The following is a 15,841-nucleotide window of genomic DNA, read 5'->3' as shown; positions in this document are numbered from 1 at the left end:
CTTTGCGGAGGCACCGCTACGAAAGCTCCGGCCCCGGTGCGTCGTAGTCGCGGCCGGCGCCGGGCGGCAGCGGGCCGAACGTCTGCCGGAGCTCGAGCTCCTCGTGGATCACCGCGGCCAGCCGGCCGACGCCTTCGGTGATCCGCTCCGGCGTCGGATGACAGTACGACAACCGCATGCACTGGGAGCCGAAACCGTCGGCGAAGAAGGCGGTTCCGGGCACGTACGCGACCCGCGCCGTGACCGCCCGCGGCAGCATCGCCTTCGCGTCCAGCCCTTCGGGCAGCGTCAGCCAGACGTAGAAGCCACCCCGCGGCCGCGTCCAGGTCGTTGCCGCCGGCATCTTCTCGGTGAGCGCCGCGAGCATCGCGTCCCGGCGCTCGCGGTACATCTCGCGGAACTGCTTCACCTGCCCCATCCAGTCGTGCCGGATCAGGTACGACGAGATAGCGAGCTGACTGAAGATCGGTGGGCACAGCGTCGCGGACTCCTGCGCCAGCACGAGTTTCTCCCGCACGGCGTGCGGCGCGACCGCCCAGCCGACCCGGAACCCGGGCGCGAACGTCTTCGAGAACGAGCCCAGGTAGATCACGCCTTCGCGATCGTCCGCCCGCAGCGCGCGCTGCGGCTCGCCTTCGAACCCGAGCAGCCCGTACGGGTTGTCCTCCAGCACCAGCACCGAGGCCCGCTGGCAGATCTCCAGCACCCGCGCCCGCCGCTCGTCGGACAGCGAGACCCCGGCGGGGTTGTGGAAGTTGGGGATCGTGTAGAAGAACTTGATCCGCTTGCCGGCCGCGCGCACGGATGCGATCGCTTGCTCCAGCGCCTCCGGGACGACGCCGTCGTCGTCCATCGCGACGTGCACGACTTCGCACTGGTACGCACGGAACACGCCGAGCGCGCCGACGTACGACGGTGCCTCGCAGATCACCACGTCGCCCGGGTCGCAGAACACCCGTGTCACCAGGTCGACGGCCTGCTGGCTGCCGACCGTGACCACGACGTCGTCCGGGTGCGCCTCGATGCCCTCGAGCCGCATGATGTCGCAGATCTGGTCACGCAGCGTCGGGTCACCCTGACCGGAGCCGTACTGCATCGCGACGGCGCCGTTGTCGATCACCAGGTCGCGGACCGCGCCGCCGACCACGTCCAGCGGCAGGCCGCCGATGTTCGGCATGCCGCCGGCCAGCGAGACGACCTCGGGCCGGCTGGCGACCGAGAAGAGGGCACGGATCTCCGATGCGGTCATGCCCTTGGTCCGGGCTGCGTACGCCTCGACGTAGTTGTCGAGACGGGTCTGCCGGACATCGGGCACGTCAGCACTCACGAGGGCCACTCCAACGGTGATCGAGGGGGAAGTCACCAGGTTACGTCGACAGACCCGAGTCCGGGCTGGGGATCGGCGTGACCTCTCACTACCATGCCTTATAGGGGCCAGGTTCGACCATGCCGGGATCTGGCTGCTGAGACAGCCGGGCCGGGTGGTGCGGCCTGAGAGGTGAACCGGAAGGATTCAGGATGAGCGTGGGCAGGACAGCCGGCTGGACGCTCGGCGGGCTGCTGCTGGGCCTGCTGGCCGGATTCGCCGGCGAGCTGTTCCGGCGGCAACCGGCCGCGAAGGTGCAGCAGCGGTACGTCGCCCCGGAGGCGACCCGTACTCCCGATGCACGGACCCCGGCACCGGTGCCGGAACCGGCGGCCGAACCAGCGGTGCGCTGACGCACCGTGACCGAACTAACAGCCCGTTCCGGGATGCGCTGATGGCCCGACGGCTCGAACCGCTGACGCTCGCCAACCTCGACGAGCTACCGGTGCCGTGCCGTCATTGCGTCTTCTGGGAGCTCGACCCGGTGGCCGCCCGGCAGGCGGTCCGCAACGGCGACACCGCGCTCGAGAAGGAGGCGTGGCTGTCCCAGCTGCTGCTCGACTGGGGTACCGCGGGGATGGTGCTGTACGTCGACGACGAGCCGGCCGGGTTCGCCGTGTACGCCCCGGCGAAGTACCTGCCCCGCGTCCAGGCGTTCCCGACCGCACCGGTCAGCCCGGACGCCGTCGTACTCGCGACCGGGCGGGTCCTGCCGCGGTACCTGGGACTCGGGCTGGGGAAGATCCTGGTCCAGGCGGTCGCCAAGGACGTCCTCAAGCGCGGGTTCCGGGCTGTCGAGGCGTTCGGCGACTCGCGCTGGGACGGGCCGAGCTGCGTGTGGCCGACCGAGTTCCTCCGGGCGGTGGGTTTCGGCGTGGTGCGGGAGCATCCGCGCAACCCGAGGCTGCGGCTCGACCTGCGCTCGGCGATCACGTGGCGCAGTGAGATGGAGGCGGCCGTCGAGCGCCTGATGGGCGCGATCCGGCCGGAGCACTCGCCGCCTGCCCCGGTCACGGTCCGGGACGCGTTGAGGTCCGGCTCCGAATGATCTGGCGGGTGCTGGCGGATGCGGTCATGGTCCTGCACGGCGCCCTGCTGCTGTTCTTCGTGGTCGGCGGATTTCTCGCCTGGCGCTGGCCGCGGCTGATCTGGTTCCACCTCGCGATCGTGGTCTGGAACCTCGTCATCACGCTGGTCGACTTCGGCTGCCCGGTCACCGCGACCGAGAAGTACTTCCGCCGCCTGGGCGGCGAGACCGTCTACCAGAGCGGCTACATCCATCACTACCTCGAAGGCCATCTCTGGCCCGAGGGATCAACACCGGTCGTGGAGCAGGTCGGCTTCGCGCTGGTGCTGATCGCGTACGCCGGCTACTTCGTCGTACTGCACCGTCGCAGGAAGCTCAGGGGCGAGTCAGTGGGACCCCGGACGTGATCCGTAGCCGGCCTGCTCATACTGGAGGGGTGTCCACACCCAGTACGCCGGTCGACGACTACCTGGCCGCACTGAGCCGCGAGCTGCGGGGGCCGCGACGCCGCAAGGCGGATCTCCTGGCCGAGGCCCGGGATCACCTGACCGACGCCACCGAGGCGTTCGAGGCGGACGGGCACGAGCGGTACGACGCGGAGCGTGAGGCGGTCGCGGACTTCGGCGACCTCGCCGACGTCGTACCCGGGTACCGCGCCGAGCTGGCGATCAGCCAGAGTCGTCGTACCGCGATGATGTTGCTGTTCGCGCTGCTGATCCAGCCGATCGTGTGGCAGGGCGGCGCCTGGATCTGGACGCAGGAGCCGCAGTCGACGAGCGCTCTGAACGAGCTGCTGCAGACGATGGTCCGCGCGGTCGGCATCGTGGTGATCGCCGGTGCGGTACTTGCCGTGATCGGTACCGGGATCGGCGTGCGCTATCCCGTGGTGCGTGAGCACCTCGGTCGGGTGACGGCGCTCTTCGCCCTGGTTGGATCCGCGCTGGTCGCCGGGATGGGCGTGCTGATGGCGGCGACCAGCTCGCACGCTCCGGGCGTGCCCGCGTTCGGCGTCGTCGGGGCGTTCGTCGTCCTGCCGCTGGTGCTGGTCAGCGTCCAGGCCGAGCGCTGCCTACGCCTGTCCCGGGCGTAACACTCCTTCCACCACAGCGCGGAAGGTCAGCCACTCCTGCTTGCCTGAGGCAAGCATCTTCGCGCCGGAACTGGTGAGCTGATAGGTACGGCGTTTCCGTCCGCCGACGGTGCTCCACTCACTGGCCAGGTAGCCGGCCCGCTCGAGCCGCCGCAGCGCCGGGTAGAGCGTGCCGGTCGGCAGGTCGAGCTCACCGCCGCTGCGGGCCAGCAGCGCCTCCATGATCGCGTAGCCGTGCAGCGGCTCGTGCTCGACGACCGCCAGGATCATCGGGTCCAGGTGTCCACGCAGCGCATCCGCCTTCATGTAGCCAGTCTACTCATACAGCTGCTACTGTCGAGAGGCAACATGTAGGCAATCTACTTATCAAGGAACTGCGATGACAGTGGACACCTCGATCCGACAGGTCACCCGGCCCGGCCTGCTGCACCGGGTCTCGGGCTGGGCGATGCGGCACGCGGGCCTGGCGCTGCTGCTCTGGGTGCTGGTGCTGGCCGCGGTGATCGCCGCGGCGACGGTCGTCGGCGCCAACTACCGCAGCGACAACTCGTTGCCGGGGACCGACTCCCAACGGGTGACGGACATCTTCCAGGCGCATCAGCCGAAGGGCGACACGGCGTCGGTGCAGCTCGTGGTCAGAGCTGGCGGCGGGCTGGACGCGGACAAGTCCCAGCTGGCGTCGATGCTGGCCGCCGTCCGCGGGCTTCCGCACGTGTCCTCGGTCGCGGACCCGACAATGTCGACAGATCGACGTACGGCGTACTCGTCCGTGAGCCTGGACGTGGCGGCGGCGGACATGCCGGTGGACGGCGTCCGAACGATCATCCATCGCGCGCAGGACTTCGCCCGGCCAGGCTTCCAGGTCGAGGTCGGTGGAGACCTGGCGCGGAGCGCGGCGGACAGCTCTGGTGGTGCGTCCGAGGGTGCTGGCATCCTGGCCGCCTTGGTGATCCTGGTGTTCCTGTTCGGATCGTTGCTCGCGGCAACACTGCCGCTGCTGACGGCGGTGTTCGCGGTCGGTAGCACGGTCGGCTTGCTGATGCTCGCGTCGCATCTGTTCAAGGTGCCGGAGTACACCACGCCGGTGATGATGCTGGTCGGGCTCGGTGTCGGCATCGACTACGCGTTGCTGATCTTCTCGCGGTACCGGCACGAGCTGTTGAAGGGCACGGCCGATCCGAAGGTCGTTGCCCTCGATACTGCCGGCCGTTCGGTGATGTTCGCCGGGTGCACTGTCGTGATCGCGTTGCTCGGTCTGCTGGCGTTGGGGCTCGGATCGCTGCAGGGCATCGCATTGGGCGTGACGATGACCGTGTTGATGACGATGCTCGCGGCGGTCACGTTACTGCCGTCGTTGCTCACGCTCTTCGGCAAGCGGATCGAGCGCAGCGTACGCAAGCACGCCGCGAAGCAGCGCCGTACTCCGGGCGACGGTTGGCGGAGGCTGGCCGGCGCCGTACAGCGTGCCCCGTGGGTGCCGCTCGTTCTCGGGGTGCTTGCCTTGATCGCACTGTCCTTGCCGGCGTTGGGCATGCGACTCGGGTTCGCGGACGCGGGGACGGATGCTCCGGCGAAGACGAGCCGGAAGGCGTACGACCTGTTGGCAGAGGGGTTCGGCCCCGGGTTCAACGGCCCGCTGGTGATCGTGTCCGAGGGGGATGGGAAGTCGCTCGGGCCGACGCTGATGAAGGATCCGGACATCGCCGCGGTGACGCCGCCGCAGTTGACGCCGGACGGGAAGATCGCGACGGTACTGGCGTTTCCGAAATCGGCGCCGCAGGACGCGGCGACCAGCGACCTCGTCAAGCGGCTCCGGAAGGACACGTTGCCGCAGCTCGAAGGGACCCATCTGGTCGGCGGAGCGACGGCGGCCGCGGACGACTTCGCGTCGGCGGTGAGCAAGCGGCTGCCGATCTTCGTACTGGTGGTCGTCGGCCTGTCGGCACTGCTGCTGATGGCGGTGTTCCGGTCGGTGCTGATTCCGTTGAAGGCCGCCGTACTCAACCTGCTCAGCATCGGCGCCTCGCTCGGCATGATCACGCTGGTCTTCCAGCATGGCTGGTTCGGCGCGCAGGCCGGGCCCATCGAAGCGTTCGTCCCGGTGATGATCTTCGCGATCGTGTTCGGACTGTCGATGGACTACGAGGTGTTCCTGGTGTCCCGGATCCACGAGGAGTGGCGGCGGACAAGGGATGCCCGAGCCGCGGTGCGCGAAGGCCTCGCGACCACAGGCAGCGTGATCACGGCGGCGGCCGCGATCATGATCGTGGTCTTCGGAGCCTTCCTGCTCAGCCCGGACCGCATGCTGAAACAGTTCGGGCTCGGCCTGGCCACCGCAGTCCTACTCGACGCGCTGCTGATCCGATGCGTCATCGTTCCCGCCGTCCTGCGCCTCTTCGGCGAACGCGCCTGGTGGCTACCGCGAGCCCTCGACCGAATCCTCCCGAAGATCAAGCTCGAGGATCACTAGCTACACGGTGAGTTGGCCGAGGCGGAGCATGCCGGTGGCGGCGTCTTGGTCCGGGGGGAGGTAGACGCGCTGGATCGCGACCACGATCGCTTCGGCGATCACGTCCCGGAAGGCCGGGTCGGCCAGGCGGGCCGAGTCGTGGGGGTTGGTCACGTAACCGATCTCGAGCCGGACGGCCGGCATCTTGGTCCGCCGCAGCAGGTCCCAGGTCTTCGCGTGGGTCCGGCAGTCGAGCAGGTCGGTACGCGCGACGATCTCGCGCTGCACCAGCCCGGCGAACTGCTCGCCGACGCTCGACGTGGCGCCATGCAGGTCGTTGCCGTAGAAGTACGTCGCGACGCCCTGCGCGTCCGGGTTGGTCGAACCGTCGGTGTGCAGCGAGACGCACAGGTTCGCGTCGGTCTCGTTCGCGAAGGCGGCCCGGGACAGCTCGTCCGGGCCCTGGTCGCGGCCGCGGGACAGGTACGCGCGGACGCCGGTGGCGCCGAGTCGTCCCTCGATCCGGGCGGCCAGGTCGTACGCGATGTCGGACTCGCGCAGGCCGTAGCCCTCCCAGCCGTAGTCGAAGCCGCCGTGGCCCGGGTCGATCACCACAGTCTTGCCGGACAGCCGCGGGCCGGCCGCGCGAACGGCCTCACGGGCCCGGAGCGCGTCGGGGCGGCCGCCGGTCGCCATCGGGCGGATCCGCTGCAGCGCCTTGAACGTCGACGGGCCGCAGGTGCCGTCGGCCGGCAGCCCCATGTTCCGCTGGAACTCGGTCACCGCCCGCTGGGTGTCGGCGCCGAAGATCCCGTCGATCCGCGCGACCGCGAACCCGAGCTCCTGCAGCTTGGCCTGCAGGCTCAGTACGTCGTCACCGCTGAGCGGATGCGCCGGTACGTAGGTCAGCAGCCGGTCGCCCAGCCGCCAGCGGGCGTCGTCGATCGCCCGGTACGTCTGCGGGCCGACGATGCCGTCGATCATCAGCCCGCGTTGCTGCTGGAAGCCCCGGACAGCGTGTGCGGTCGCCTCGTCGTAGACGTCGTGACCGCCCTGGAGCAGTCCGAGTCGTTGCAGTTTGCCGACGATCTCTGCGACCGCCTCACCGCTGTCGCCGATGCGGTACACGCCGTGCGGGGAATCCATCAGAGGTCCAACTCCTTGCCGTGTGGCGGGGGCAACTCAGGCAGTGAAGTCGGCGAGCTCCTTCAGCAGCGCCGCCTTCGGCTTGGCGCCGACGATGGACTTCGCGAGCTCACCGTTCACGTAGACGTTGATGGTAGGGATACCGGTGACCTTGTAGTTGCTCGGGGTGACCGGGTTCTCGTCCACGTTCATCTTCAGGAACGTGATCTTGTCGCCGTGGTCCTGGTTCAGTTCCTCCAGGATGGGGGAAACCTGGCGGCACGGGCCACACCACTCCGCCCAGAAGTCCACCAGAACCGGCTTGTCGCTCTTCAGCACGGTCTGGTCGAACTCGGCGTCGGTGACAGCGTTCATCTTCTCGCCCACGGGCGTATCTCCTTCGAAAGAGGGGTCGGTTTCAGACAGTGACTGGCTGAGTGGTGGCCGCCGCGGCCGCGGCGGTCGCCGCGTCCTCCAGCGTGGCCAGGTAGCGCTCGGCGTCCAGCGCGGCGGCACAACCGGTGCCGGCGGCGGTGATCGCCTGCCGGTAGGTGTGGTCCACCAGGTCGCCGGCCGCGAACACGCCCGGCAGGTTGGTCGCGGTGCTGTCCGGCTTGACCAGCACGTAGCCCTCCGCGTCCAGCTCGACCTGGCCCTTGACCAGCTCCGAGCGCGGGTCGTGGCCGATCGCGATGAACAGGCCGGTGGCCGGCAGCTCGCGGGTCTCGCCGGTAACGGTGTCCTTCAGCGTCAGGTGGCTGAGCTTGTCCTCACCGTGGATCTTGTCGACCTCGGAGTTCCACTGGAACTCCAGCTTGTCGTTGGCGAACGCCCGGTCGGCCATGATCTTCGAAGCGCGCAGCTCGTCGCGGCGGTGCACCAGGTGCACCTTCTTCGCGAACTTGGTCAGGAAGGTGGCCTCCTCGACGGCAGAGTCGCCACCGCCGACGACCGCGATCTCCTGGTCGCGGAAGAAGAAGCCGTCACACGTCGCACACCAGGACACGCCGTGTCCGGACATGCGGTCCTCGTCGGGCAGGCCCAGCTTGCGGTAGCCGGAGCCCATCGCCAGGATGACGGCCTTCGCGCGGTGCTCGGTGCCGGAGGAGTCGGTGACGATCTTGATGTTGCCGGTCAGGTCGAGCTTGATCACGTCGTCCGGGACCAGTTCGGCGCCGAACCGCTCGGCCTGGGTGCGCATCTCGTCCATCAGCGCGGGGCCCATGATGCCCTGCGAGAAGCCGGGGAAGTTCTCCACCTCGGTGGTGTTCATCAGCGCGCCACCGGCGGTGACGGAGCCTTCGAACACCAACGGCTCCAGCGCCGCGCGTGCGGCGTACACGGCGGCGGTGTAACCGGCCGGACCGGAGCCGACGATGATGACATTGCGAACAGTGGAGTCGCTCATTCAGGCGTTCCTCGGTGTCGTCGAGATCGATACGTCGTACTCAACGGATCCTAGAGGCCGACCATTCCCACGGTACCCATCGACGGCCCGCTGTACCGCATTGCCGGATCAGCGGTTGCTCAGCGTCACCGTGGTGTCGTAGAACGACGTGCCGACGCCACCCGGACTGCTACATCCGGTGACCGCGAAGACCTGGATCTGGCTTGCCGTCGGGCCTTGCAGGCCGATCAGCGTGGACCGCTTGCCGTCCACCTTCGCGGGCTGGACGAGCCGGAGGCTCGAGTTCGACAGGCCGGCCGCGAACGCCCGGGCGCAGGACTGCTCGTCGTTCGACCCGTGCAGGATCGCGCCCGGCGTGTGGTCCAGCCAGCGCCTGGTCGCCGAGCCGATGTCCTTGCTGCTGATCGTCACCGTGTCGGCCGGCGGGGTGTTGGTGTCGGTGGATGCGGCACCCTCGTTCGCCTGGTCCTTGGTGGCGAACACGACACCGACGCCGAGCGCGGCGATCAGCACCACACCGGCAGCCGCGCCGAGCAGCTTCGGCAGGTGCCGGCGCGGCTCCTCGCGAATCTGTGCCAGCGAGTGCACGCCGACGGTGGAGGCGCGCAGTACCGACTCGGACACGATCACCGCGTCCAGGTGCTCCGCGACCTCGGTCGGTATCGGGATGTCGCTGCGCCCCTCCTCGGCCAGGTCCTCGGTCAGCTGCAGCAGGGCGTCGTAGGTCTGCTGGCACTCCGGGCATGCCTTCACATGCTCACGAGCGCGATGCGCCTCGGGGGCAGGCAGCAGGTTCTCGATCAGGTCGGCGATCGTGTCCGTGTCCAGGTGCTCGAGGTGCTCGCTGGTCGGCAGACCGGGATCGGTCATCGGGGGCTCGCCTCCTCACGGGAGGTGCGCGGCGTGTTCATAGGAACTCCGGGTCGAAGGCAGCGTTCGTTCGGTCGCCAGAGGCGGGCGACTCCGCTTCGACGGTGTACCCGTTCATTCGGTTCCCACTGCTTCCGGGGTGGAATTTTCCCGCGACGTCTGCCAGTGCCGCAGCAGCGGGAGCAGCTTCGCGCGACCGCGCGCGCAGCGGGACTTGACCGTACCGGGGGCGCAGTCCAGGATCGCGGCCGCTTCCTCGATCGAGTACCCCTCCATGTCGACCAGGACCAGTGCGGCGCGCTGGTCCTCGTTGATCTGCTTGAGGGCGTTCAGCACGTCCATCCGGCGTTCCCGGACCTCGGCCGGGTCGTCCTCGGCCGGGCCGGCCAGTTCGGCGGCGCGGTCCTCGTCCTCCGGCAGTGGATCGGCGGCGCGGACCTGCCGGCGGCGGATCCGGTCCAGGCAGGCGTTCACCACGATCCGGTGCAGCCAGGTGGTCACCTTGGCGTCGCCGCGGAACGAGTCCGCCCGGCGGAACGCGGAGATGAACGCCTCCTGGAGCGCGTCGGCGGCCTCCTCGGGCTCGCCGAGGGTCCGGATCGCGACCGCCCACATCCGGTCCCGGTGCCGCTTGACCAGGAACCCGAACGTGTCCGGGTTGCCGGCCACGTGCATCCGGAGCAGTTCGTGGTCGTCCAACTGGTCGTAGCCGACCGCCTGGGCATGCTGCGCGCCGCCCTGCGTCACGGGTTCGTTCATGCCGATACGCGGGACGTCCGGACGGGGCGGCGGATTGCCCGAGTCGACGTGAGCGGTCATTTCTGGATCGTGACCTCCGAGATGGTGCCCTGGTAACCGTCGGACACCTTCGGCAGCTTGGTCAGCCACACCAGGACGTACTGCGTCTGGGTCCCGGCCGGCAGCGTCACGTTCACCGTACCCTCGGGCTGGTCCTCCTTGGTCGCCAGCGGCTTCCAGCCGTCGATCGAGGACGGCGGCTTGGTGGTGTCGCCGTCCGGGATCAGGATCTGCAGGCTGGTGTCGTCGCCGACGAGCGCGACCGCGACGCTCGACACGGTGGTCTTGGCGCCGAGGTTGTAGTAGATGCCGACGCCCGGCTTCAGACCGCCGAGGTTCGGCTTGTTCCGGTAGGACTGGGTCTTCCAGGTCGTCGACGGGTCGCCGTCGTAGGTGTTCTTGACGTCCTTCGGGTGCTCGACCTGGTCACCGTCGGGGTCGAAGTCCTTGGCGGAGGCGATCGTCGCCTTGCCGCCGGTGCTGGACGGCGTCGTGCTGGTCTGCGGCGGGGCACTGGTCTGGCTGCCGCCGTTGTTGGCGCCGTTGCCCTGGTCCTTGTTCATCGCGCCCTTGAGCAGGAACTGCGCCATCGCGATCACCGACAGCAGCGCCAGGATCGCGAGTAGGATCAGGATCCGGCCACCCCACGAGCCCTTCGGCTTCGGCTCGTCGCGGCGCCGGCCGTTCCCGTTCGGCGGGCTCGGCTGGCGGCGGATCGGCCGGGTGTCGCCGGCCGGCTCGTACGCCGGTTGCGGCGGGCGGTACCCGTTCGACTCCGAGCCGTACGCCGACTGCGGGTCGAGCGCCGGCGGCGGGGGCTGCGGTACCACCTGCGTGGCGTCGTCGATGCTGCCGTTCTGGCTGGCGACCTGGACGGTCTCGTCCATCTGGTTCGGCGGCTCGTGGGAGCTGCCGACGACTCCGGACAGCGCCGCGGACAGGCCGGCCGCACTGGTGATCGGCGGGGCGTGGTGCCGCGGCGGGTCGCCGAGCAGCCGGTCGCTGATGTCGTCCAGCGAGCGCGGTACGCCGGCGCGCACCTGGCGCGGGCTCAACAGCCGGCCGTGCTCGACCGGAGCGGGCTGCAGACCCCAGGCCGGCGCCGGGCCGGGCCAGCGGCCGGTCAACGACGCGAACAGCAGTTCACCGAGTGCGTGGACGTCCTCCTCGGGGGAACCCGCGCCGGACGAGCGCAGCGCCGCCTCGGTCGCGACGCCGACGACCTTGATCGCCCCCGCGTCCGTGACCACCACGGTCGCCGGGCTGATCGCGCCGTGCGCGTAGCCGGTGCGGTGCAGGTTCTCGAGGGCCTCGGACACCTCACGGGCCAGCCAGCCGGCCTGCTGCCCGGTGAGTGGGCCGCTGCCGAGCATCCGCTCGAGCGTGCGTCCGCCGGCCCATTCGCGGACGCAGTACGTCACGCCGTCGTGCATGTCGCAGTCGAGCACCCGCAGGAAGCGCGGGTCGTTCGCCGCGGCGGCCTGGCGGGCGGCGTCGAAGAGCAGGTTGGTCCGCGGGTCGCCGACCGGCAGGACGTCGACGACGACCGCGCGGCTGAGCACCTCGTCGACGGCGCGCCAGACCCGGGCGCCGTCGATCTCCGCGAGCAACTCGGCGATCCGGTACCGTCCGGCCAGCAGGGCACCAGGACTCACGGTCTGGTTCGACACGGTGTCTCTCGCCCTCCTTGAAGCCCCAGCGGCCTGATCGCAGCCACCATGTTAGTGCCCCACTGATCCGGCAAGTGGTGCACGAACGCACAAGCGGTCCGGATCAGCGCCGGATCGGCAGCTTCGATGTGACCATGGACACCACATCGTTGACCTCGTGGATACGCAGTACCCGCGACACCGCGGCGTACACCGGGAGCATGACGACGGCCGCCACGGCCAGTTCCAGGATCGCGCCGAGTGGTCCGGACCAGTCGATCGCCAGGCTCAGGATCCACAGCACGATCTTCCCCGAGCCCGCCCCGGCGACCGCCGCGATCACCATCGCGAGCAGCGGCAGCCCGATCCCGGCGCCCGGCACCCGCGGCACCTTGCGGCGCAGTACCGGCCGGGACAGCAGGACCGCGACCAGGTACGCCAGTGCGTACGCCGCACCGAGCATCACGCCGCTGAACCGCAGGTGTGCCTGATCGAGCAGCACCCGGACCCCGATCACCGCGGCCGCGATGTTCGTGGCCGCGATCACGCACTGCAGGAAGAACGGCGTCCGGGTGTCCTCGAAGGCGTAGAAGGTGCGGAGCTGGAAGTACTGGATGGTGAACGGCACGATCCCGAGCGCGAGCGTCATCAGCGTGTACGACATCAGCGTCAGGTTGTTCTTGCCGGAGCCGTAACCGGCGATCAGCGAGACGATCGGGTACGCGAACGCGATCATCGCGGCCGCCGCCGGGACCACGATCGCGAGCGTCTGCCGGATCGATCTGGCCGACATCCGGCCCACCTCGGCCGTATCGCCGTCGGCCGCCAGCGCGGACATCTGCGGCAGCGCGGCTGTGGCCAGCGACACCGTGACGATGCCGTGCGGTACAAGGATGATCAGCATCGCGGTGCTGTACGCGAACAGACCGGCCTTAGCCCCTGGGTCCTCCGAGGCGCTACCGGCGATCGCGAGCTGCGTCACCACGACCAGCGTGACCTGGTTGACCGCGACGAACAGCACCGTCCAGAGGCCCAGCCGCGCGGTGTGGCCCAGACCGGTCCCGCGGAGTCCGAACTTCACCCGGTACCGGTGGCCACTGGCGCGCAGGTACGGCAGCAGCACCAGCAGCTGGACGGCGATCCCGAGCGTGTGCCCGAGCCCGAGCAGCAGTTCCTCGCCGTGGCTGTACGTCGGCGGCGTGTCACCGGTCCGGTAGATCAGCAGGAAGATCACGATCGACGCGCACGCCACGATGTTGTTCGCGATCGGCGCCCACATCATCGGGCCGAACCGGCGGCGCGCGTTCAGCACCTGGCCGACCAGGACGAACGCGCCGTAGAAGAAGATCTGCGGCAGGCAGAGCCGGACGAACATCACCATCGACGCCCGCTCGGAAGCCCGGTCCGGCTCGTGCAGCTCCGGCGGCAGATACAGCTCGGCGATCGCCGGCGCCAGCAGCACGCAGCCGACCGTGACCACGGCGAGCACGACGAAGCCGAAGGTGAGCACCCGGTTGGTGAAGTCCTGTCCGCCGTCGTCGTGGTTCTTGATCGCCCGGACCAGTTGCGGGACCAGCACGGTGTTGAACACCCCGCCGGCCAGCAGGATGTACAGGCTGTTCGGGATGGTGTTCGCGGCGGTGAAGATGTCGCCGCGCAGCGCGGTGCCGATGGCCGCCGCGAGCAGGGCGATCCGGATGAATCCGAGCAGGCGGGACAGCACCGTTCCGGCTGCCATCACCCCCGCGGATCGCAGGGTGCGGTCAGCCATCCTTCGAACCGACTCCTTCTTTCAGTGACGCACCCGGCGTTTTCGGGGGTACGTCGCTCGCCTGCGGGCGATCGTGGGCGGGGGATTCCTCGGCCGGTTCGGCGTCGTCGGTCGTGGTGGCCGCTTCGGTGGTGCTGACCGCCGCCGGGTTGCGGCGCTCGATCCGGACCCGCCGGTAGATCCGGACGAACGACGTACCGAACAGCAGTGCGCAGGCGGCACCGACCAGGATCCAGCCGACGCTGCCGTACTGACTGGCCTGGATCAGGATCTCCTGCGGCTTGCCTACCGGATCGCCGGCCGCGTTCACCACCTCGGCCCGGGCCCGGATCAGGCCGTTCTGCTCCGCGCTGGCGTTGATCCGCGGCGTCCACTTCCCCTTCGGGGGCAGGACGACGGTCTGCGGTGTCTTGATCCGCAGGTCGGTCCGGTTCACCGATGTGACCACGATGCCGACGCGGACCGACCAGTCGGTGTCGTTCACGATCGTCAGCGGGAAGGTGCCATTGCTGCCCGCCAGATTGACCTTGATCTCCTTGCGCAGCCCGCGGTCCACACTGGCGTTGTACAGATGCACCTTGCCGAGTTGCTGGCTCGCCGATCCGAGCTCGATCGCGGTGAAGGCCCGGGCCTCGTCGCGGTAGCCGTTCCAGCCCGCCGAGGTGGACCGCAGCAGCGCCTGGAACATCACCTCGGGCAGCTGATTGGGGTCGACCAGCAGGTTCTGCATCGTGGTGGTCGCGCTGTCGAGACGCTTGATGTTCTCGAGCTGGGACTCGGACAGTACGCCGTTCTTCACCGGGGCCACCGGGGCGTCGGCGAGCTGTGGCTTCGGGGTAGCCGCGACGATCGTGCTGACGTCGGCCGGCTTGATCCACCGCAGTGTCAGGCTGCCCGCGAGCGCCGCGGTCGCCGTGCCGTCCGGATCCCACCCGCGTGGCGGTACGGCGACCACCGAGGCGGTGCCCTGGCCCGAGGCCGCGATCAGGGCGGTGACGGCGGCGAACCGTTGCCGCACCTGGAGCGGGCTGTCGGCGGTGTCCGGGTCCGGGCCGCCGTAGGTGAGCGAGGAGTCCGCGATCACGGTCCGGACGACGTGATCGGGGCTTTCCGGCGTGCGGATGTCGTACACCGGGGTGCTGGTGAGGACCGGGCGGGTACGCCGGGACCAGGACGAGCTGCTGACCAGGTTCAGGTCGTCCGGGGTGGCGCCCGGGAAACCGCCGGACGCGGTGCCCAGGTAGCGGCTTGCGGCCGCGCCGCCCTCGAGCCAGAGGCCGTTGGTGAAGGTCGGGGACTGTTCGCCGCCGGATCGCTCGGTCTTCGTCCGGGCCTGCCTGACCAGGTCCTTCAGCGGGGCGCCCGCATCGAGGAGGCCGGCGACGTCCGGGTCGGCGTACGGCAGCAGCACGACCTGGTCGCCGCGCGCCCGGCTCGCGTCGAACTCCTTCAGCCAGGCGGTCGCGATCGCCTGACCGCTGCCGGTCGTGGTCTGGCCGTTCTGGCCGAGGATCACGTACCCCTTGGTCATCTGCCGGATCTCGTCCAGCATCGCGGGGTCGACCAGCCAGGTGACCTTGCGTTCCCGGCCGAGAGCCAGCAACCGGCCGAGTGAGCCGTTCGCGCCGAGCGCCGTGGCCAGGTCGTCGTTGGCGAAGTTCCGGCCGCCGAGCTGGGTCGGGCGGTGCCGCAGCGGTACGACGAGGGCGGTGTTGACCTGCCGCTTCAACGGCTCCTTGCCGACCACCGGCATCAGGATCCGGGCCCGCCCGGCCATCACCCGGCCGCTGTCCGGCGGGTCGCCGCGGAAGGTGACGCCGACGACGTACACGCCGGTGTGGTCGGTGATACCCCATTCCTTCCACGGCACGGTCAGCGAGAAGTCGACGGTCTGCTTCGGGGCCAGCGGCTGCTCGAACGGCTGGAAGGTCTGGCTGTCGTTGGTCAGGTTCCGGCAGCTGTCCCGGTTGTCCATCGGGAGGTTCTGCTCGGTCGGGATCGAGTCCAGGGCCGAGGTGCTGGACAGCTTGGTCCGGTCGATACAAGCCAGCGCCTGCGGGGCATTGAAGGTGACCGAGCTGGTGTTCGTCACCCGGCCCTTGATCACGACCTGCTGACCGGGCTTCGGCGCGACCGGCCCGAACTCGTCGATCGTCACCTGGACGGCCGGTTCGTCGTTCGGCGCGGACCTGGCCGGAGCGGCTGAGGTCGCTGCCGAAGCAGCAACCAACAGGCCGGCTCCCGCCAGTGCGGAGAGCCTCAGTCGCCGTCTGAACACGCCGTCACCG

Annotated in this window: 15 protein-coding genes; 5 read left to right on the top strand and 10 right to left on the bottom strand. The window is 69.4% G+C overall.

Annotated features, from left to right (window positions below; genetic code table 11):
* Positions 1 to 16: 16 nt before the first annotated feature.
* On the bottom strand, positions 17 to 1,327 hold the full coding sequence (locus FB475_RS15495) for an aminotransferase-like domain-containing protein (RefSeq protein WP_141856622.1): 1,311 nt from the start codon (positions 1,325 to 1,327) through the stop codon (positions 17 to 19).
* A gap of 191 nt (positions 1,328 to 1,518) precedes the next feature.
* Here FB475_RS15495 and FB475_RS15490 point away from each other — a divergent pair, with 191 nt between their 5' ends.
* The 4 genes from FB475_RS15490 to FB475_RS15475 are packed head-to-tail and all read left to right on the top strand — an operon-like array spanning position 1,519 to position 3,483.
* Positions 1,519 to 1,719 carry a hypothetical protein gene (locus FB475_RS15490; RefSeq protein ID WP_141856620.1) on the top strand — a complete coding sequence of 67 codons (201 nt, stop codon included), beginning with the start codon at positions 1,519 to 1,521 and terminating at the stop codon, positions 1,717 to 1,719.
* A 41-nt stretch (positions 1,720 to 1,760) separates the two neighbouring features.
* Positions 1,761 to 2,414 (top strand): GNAT family N-acetyltransferase, encoded by a 654-nt coding sequence (locus FB475_RS15485; RefSeq protein ID WP_141856618.1) that lies wholly within the window; start codon positions 1,761 to 1,763, stop codon positions 2,412 to 2,414.
* Positions 2,411 to 2,800: a DUF2784 domain-containing protein gene (locus FB475_RS15480; RefSeq protein ID WP_141856616.1), complete on the top strand. Its 390-nt coding sequence runs from the start codon at positions 2,411 to 2,413 to the stop codon at positions 2,798 to 2,800. The genes FB475_RS15485 and FB475_RS15480 overlap by 4 nt, the downstream gene beginning before the upstream one ends.
* 29 nt (positions 2,801 to 2,829) lie before the next feature.
* On the top strand, positions 2,830 to 3,483 hold the full coding sequence (locus FB475_RS15475; protein WP_141856614.1) for a permease prefix domain 1-containing protein: 654 nt from the start codon (positions 2,830 to 2,832) through the stop codon (positions 3,481 to 3,483).
* On the opposite strand, the gene FB475_RS15470 is transcribed toward FB475_RS15475, so the two are convergent.
* Positions 3,463 to 3,789: a PadR family transcriptional regulator gene (locus tag FB475_RS15470; RefSeq protein WP_141856612.1), complete on the bottom strand. Its 327-nt coding sequence runs from the start codon at positions 3,787 to 3,789 to the stop codon at positions 3,463 to 3,465. The genes FB475_RS15475 and FB475_RS15470 overlap by 21 nt on opposite strands.
* Before the next feature lie 73 nt (positions 3,790 to 3,862).
* Between FB475_RS15470 and FB475_RS15465 the strand changes: the two genes are divergently transcribed.
* Positions 3,863 to 5,953: an MMPL family transporter gene (locus FB475_RS15465; protein ID WP_141856610.1), complete on the top strand. Its 2,091-nt coding sequence runs from the start codon at positions 3,863 to 3,865 to the stop codon at positions 5,951 to 5,953.
* On the opposite strand, the gene FB475_RS15460 is transcribed toward FB475_RS15465, so the two are convergent.
* The 8 genes from FB475_RS15460 to FB475_RS15425 all read right to left on the bottom strand — a co-directional run bounded on the left by FB475_RS15460 (position 5,954) and on the right by FB475_RS15425 (position 15,831).
* Positions 5,954 to 7,078, bottom strand: coding sequence for an N-acetylmuramoyl-L-alanine amidase (locus tag FB475_RS15460; protein ID WP_141856608.1), 1,125 nt, complete (start codon positions 7,076 to 7,078; stop codon positions 5,954 to 5,956). It abuts the gene before it with no gap.
* Positions 7,079 to 7,114: 36 nt separating this feature from the next.
* Positions 7,115 to 7,432: a thioredoxin gene (gene trxA / locus FB475_RS15455; RefSeq protein ID WP_185759348.1), complete on the bottom strand. Its 318-nt coding sequence runs from the start codon at positions 7,430 to 7,432 to the stop codon at positions 7,115 to 7,117.
* A 43-nt stretch (positions 7,433 to 7,475) separates the two neighbouring features.
* Entirely contained in the window at positions 7,476 to 8,465 is a 990-nt protein-coding gene (trxB, locus tag FB475_RS15450) for a thioredoxin-disulfide reductase (protein ID WP_141856604.1), read from the bottom strand.
* A gap of 108 nt (positions 8,466 to 8,573) precedes the next feature.
* Entirely contained in the window at positions 8,574 to 9,335 is a 762-nt protein-coding gene (locus FB475_RS15445) for an anti-sigma factor family protein (RefSeq protein ID WP_141856602.1), read from the bottom strand.
* A 114-nt stretch (positions 9,336 to 9,449) separates the two neighbouring features.
* Positions 9,450 to 10,154, bottom strand: a complete 705-nt coding sequence (gene sigM / locus FB475_RS15440; protein ID WP_238332163.1) for an RNA polymerase sigma factor SigM — start codon at positions 10,152 to 10,154, stop codon at positions 9,450 to 9,452.
* Entirely contained in the window at positions 10,151 to 11,803 is a 1,653-nt protein-coding gene (locus FB475_RS15435; protein ID WP_141856601.1) for a protein kinase family protein, read from the bottom strand. The genes sigM and FB475_RS15435 overlap by 4 nt, the downstream gene beginning before the upstream one ends.
* 103 nt (positions 11,804 to 11,906) lie before the next feature.
* Positions 11,907 to 13,553, bottom strand: coding sequence for a murein biosynthesis integral membrane protein MurJ (gene murJ, locus FB475_RS15430; protein ID WP_141856600.1), 1,647 nt, complete (start codon positions 13,551 to 13,553; stop codon positions 11,907 to 11,909).
* The gene (locus FB475_RS15425) at positions 13,546 to 15,831 is read right to left on the bottom strand and encodes a DUF6049 family protein (protein ID WP_141856599.1); all 2,286 of its coding nucleotides are present in this window, start codon (positions 15,829 to 15,831) and stop codon (positions 13,546 to 13,548) included. The genes murJ and FB475_RS15425 overlap by 8 nt, the downstream gene beginning before the upstream one ends.
* Between the last annotated feature and the right edge of the window lie 10 nt (positions 15,832 to 15,841).

The sequence above is a fragment of the Kribbella jejuensis genome (assembly GCF_006715085.1).
GTDB classification, from domain to species: domain Bacteria; phylum Actinomycetota; class Actinomycetes; order Propionibacteriales; family Kribbellaceae; genus Kribbella; species Kribbella jejuensis.
This window is presented reverse-complemented; position numbering and strand designations above follow the sequence as displayed.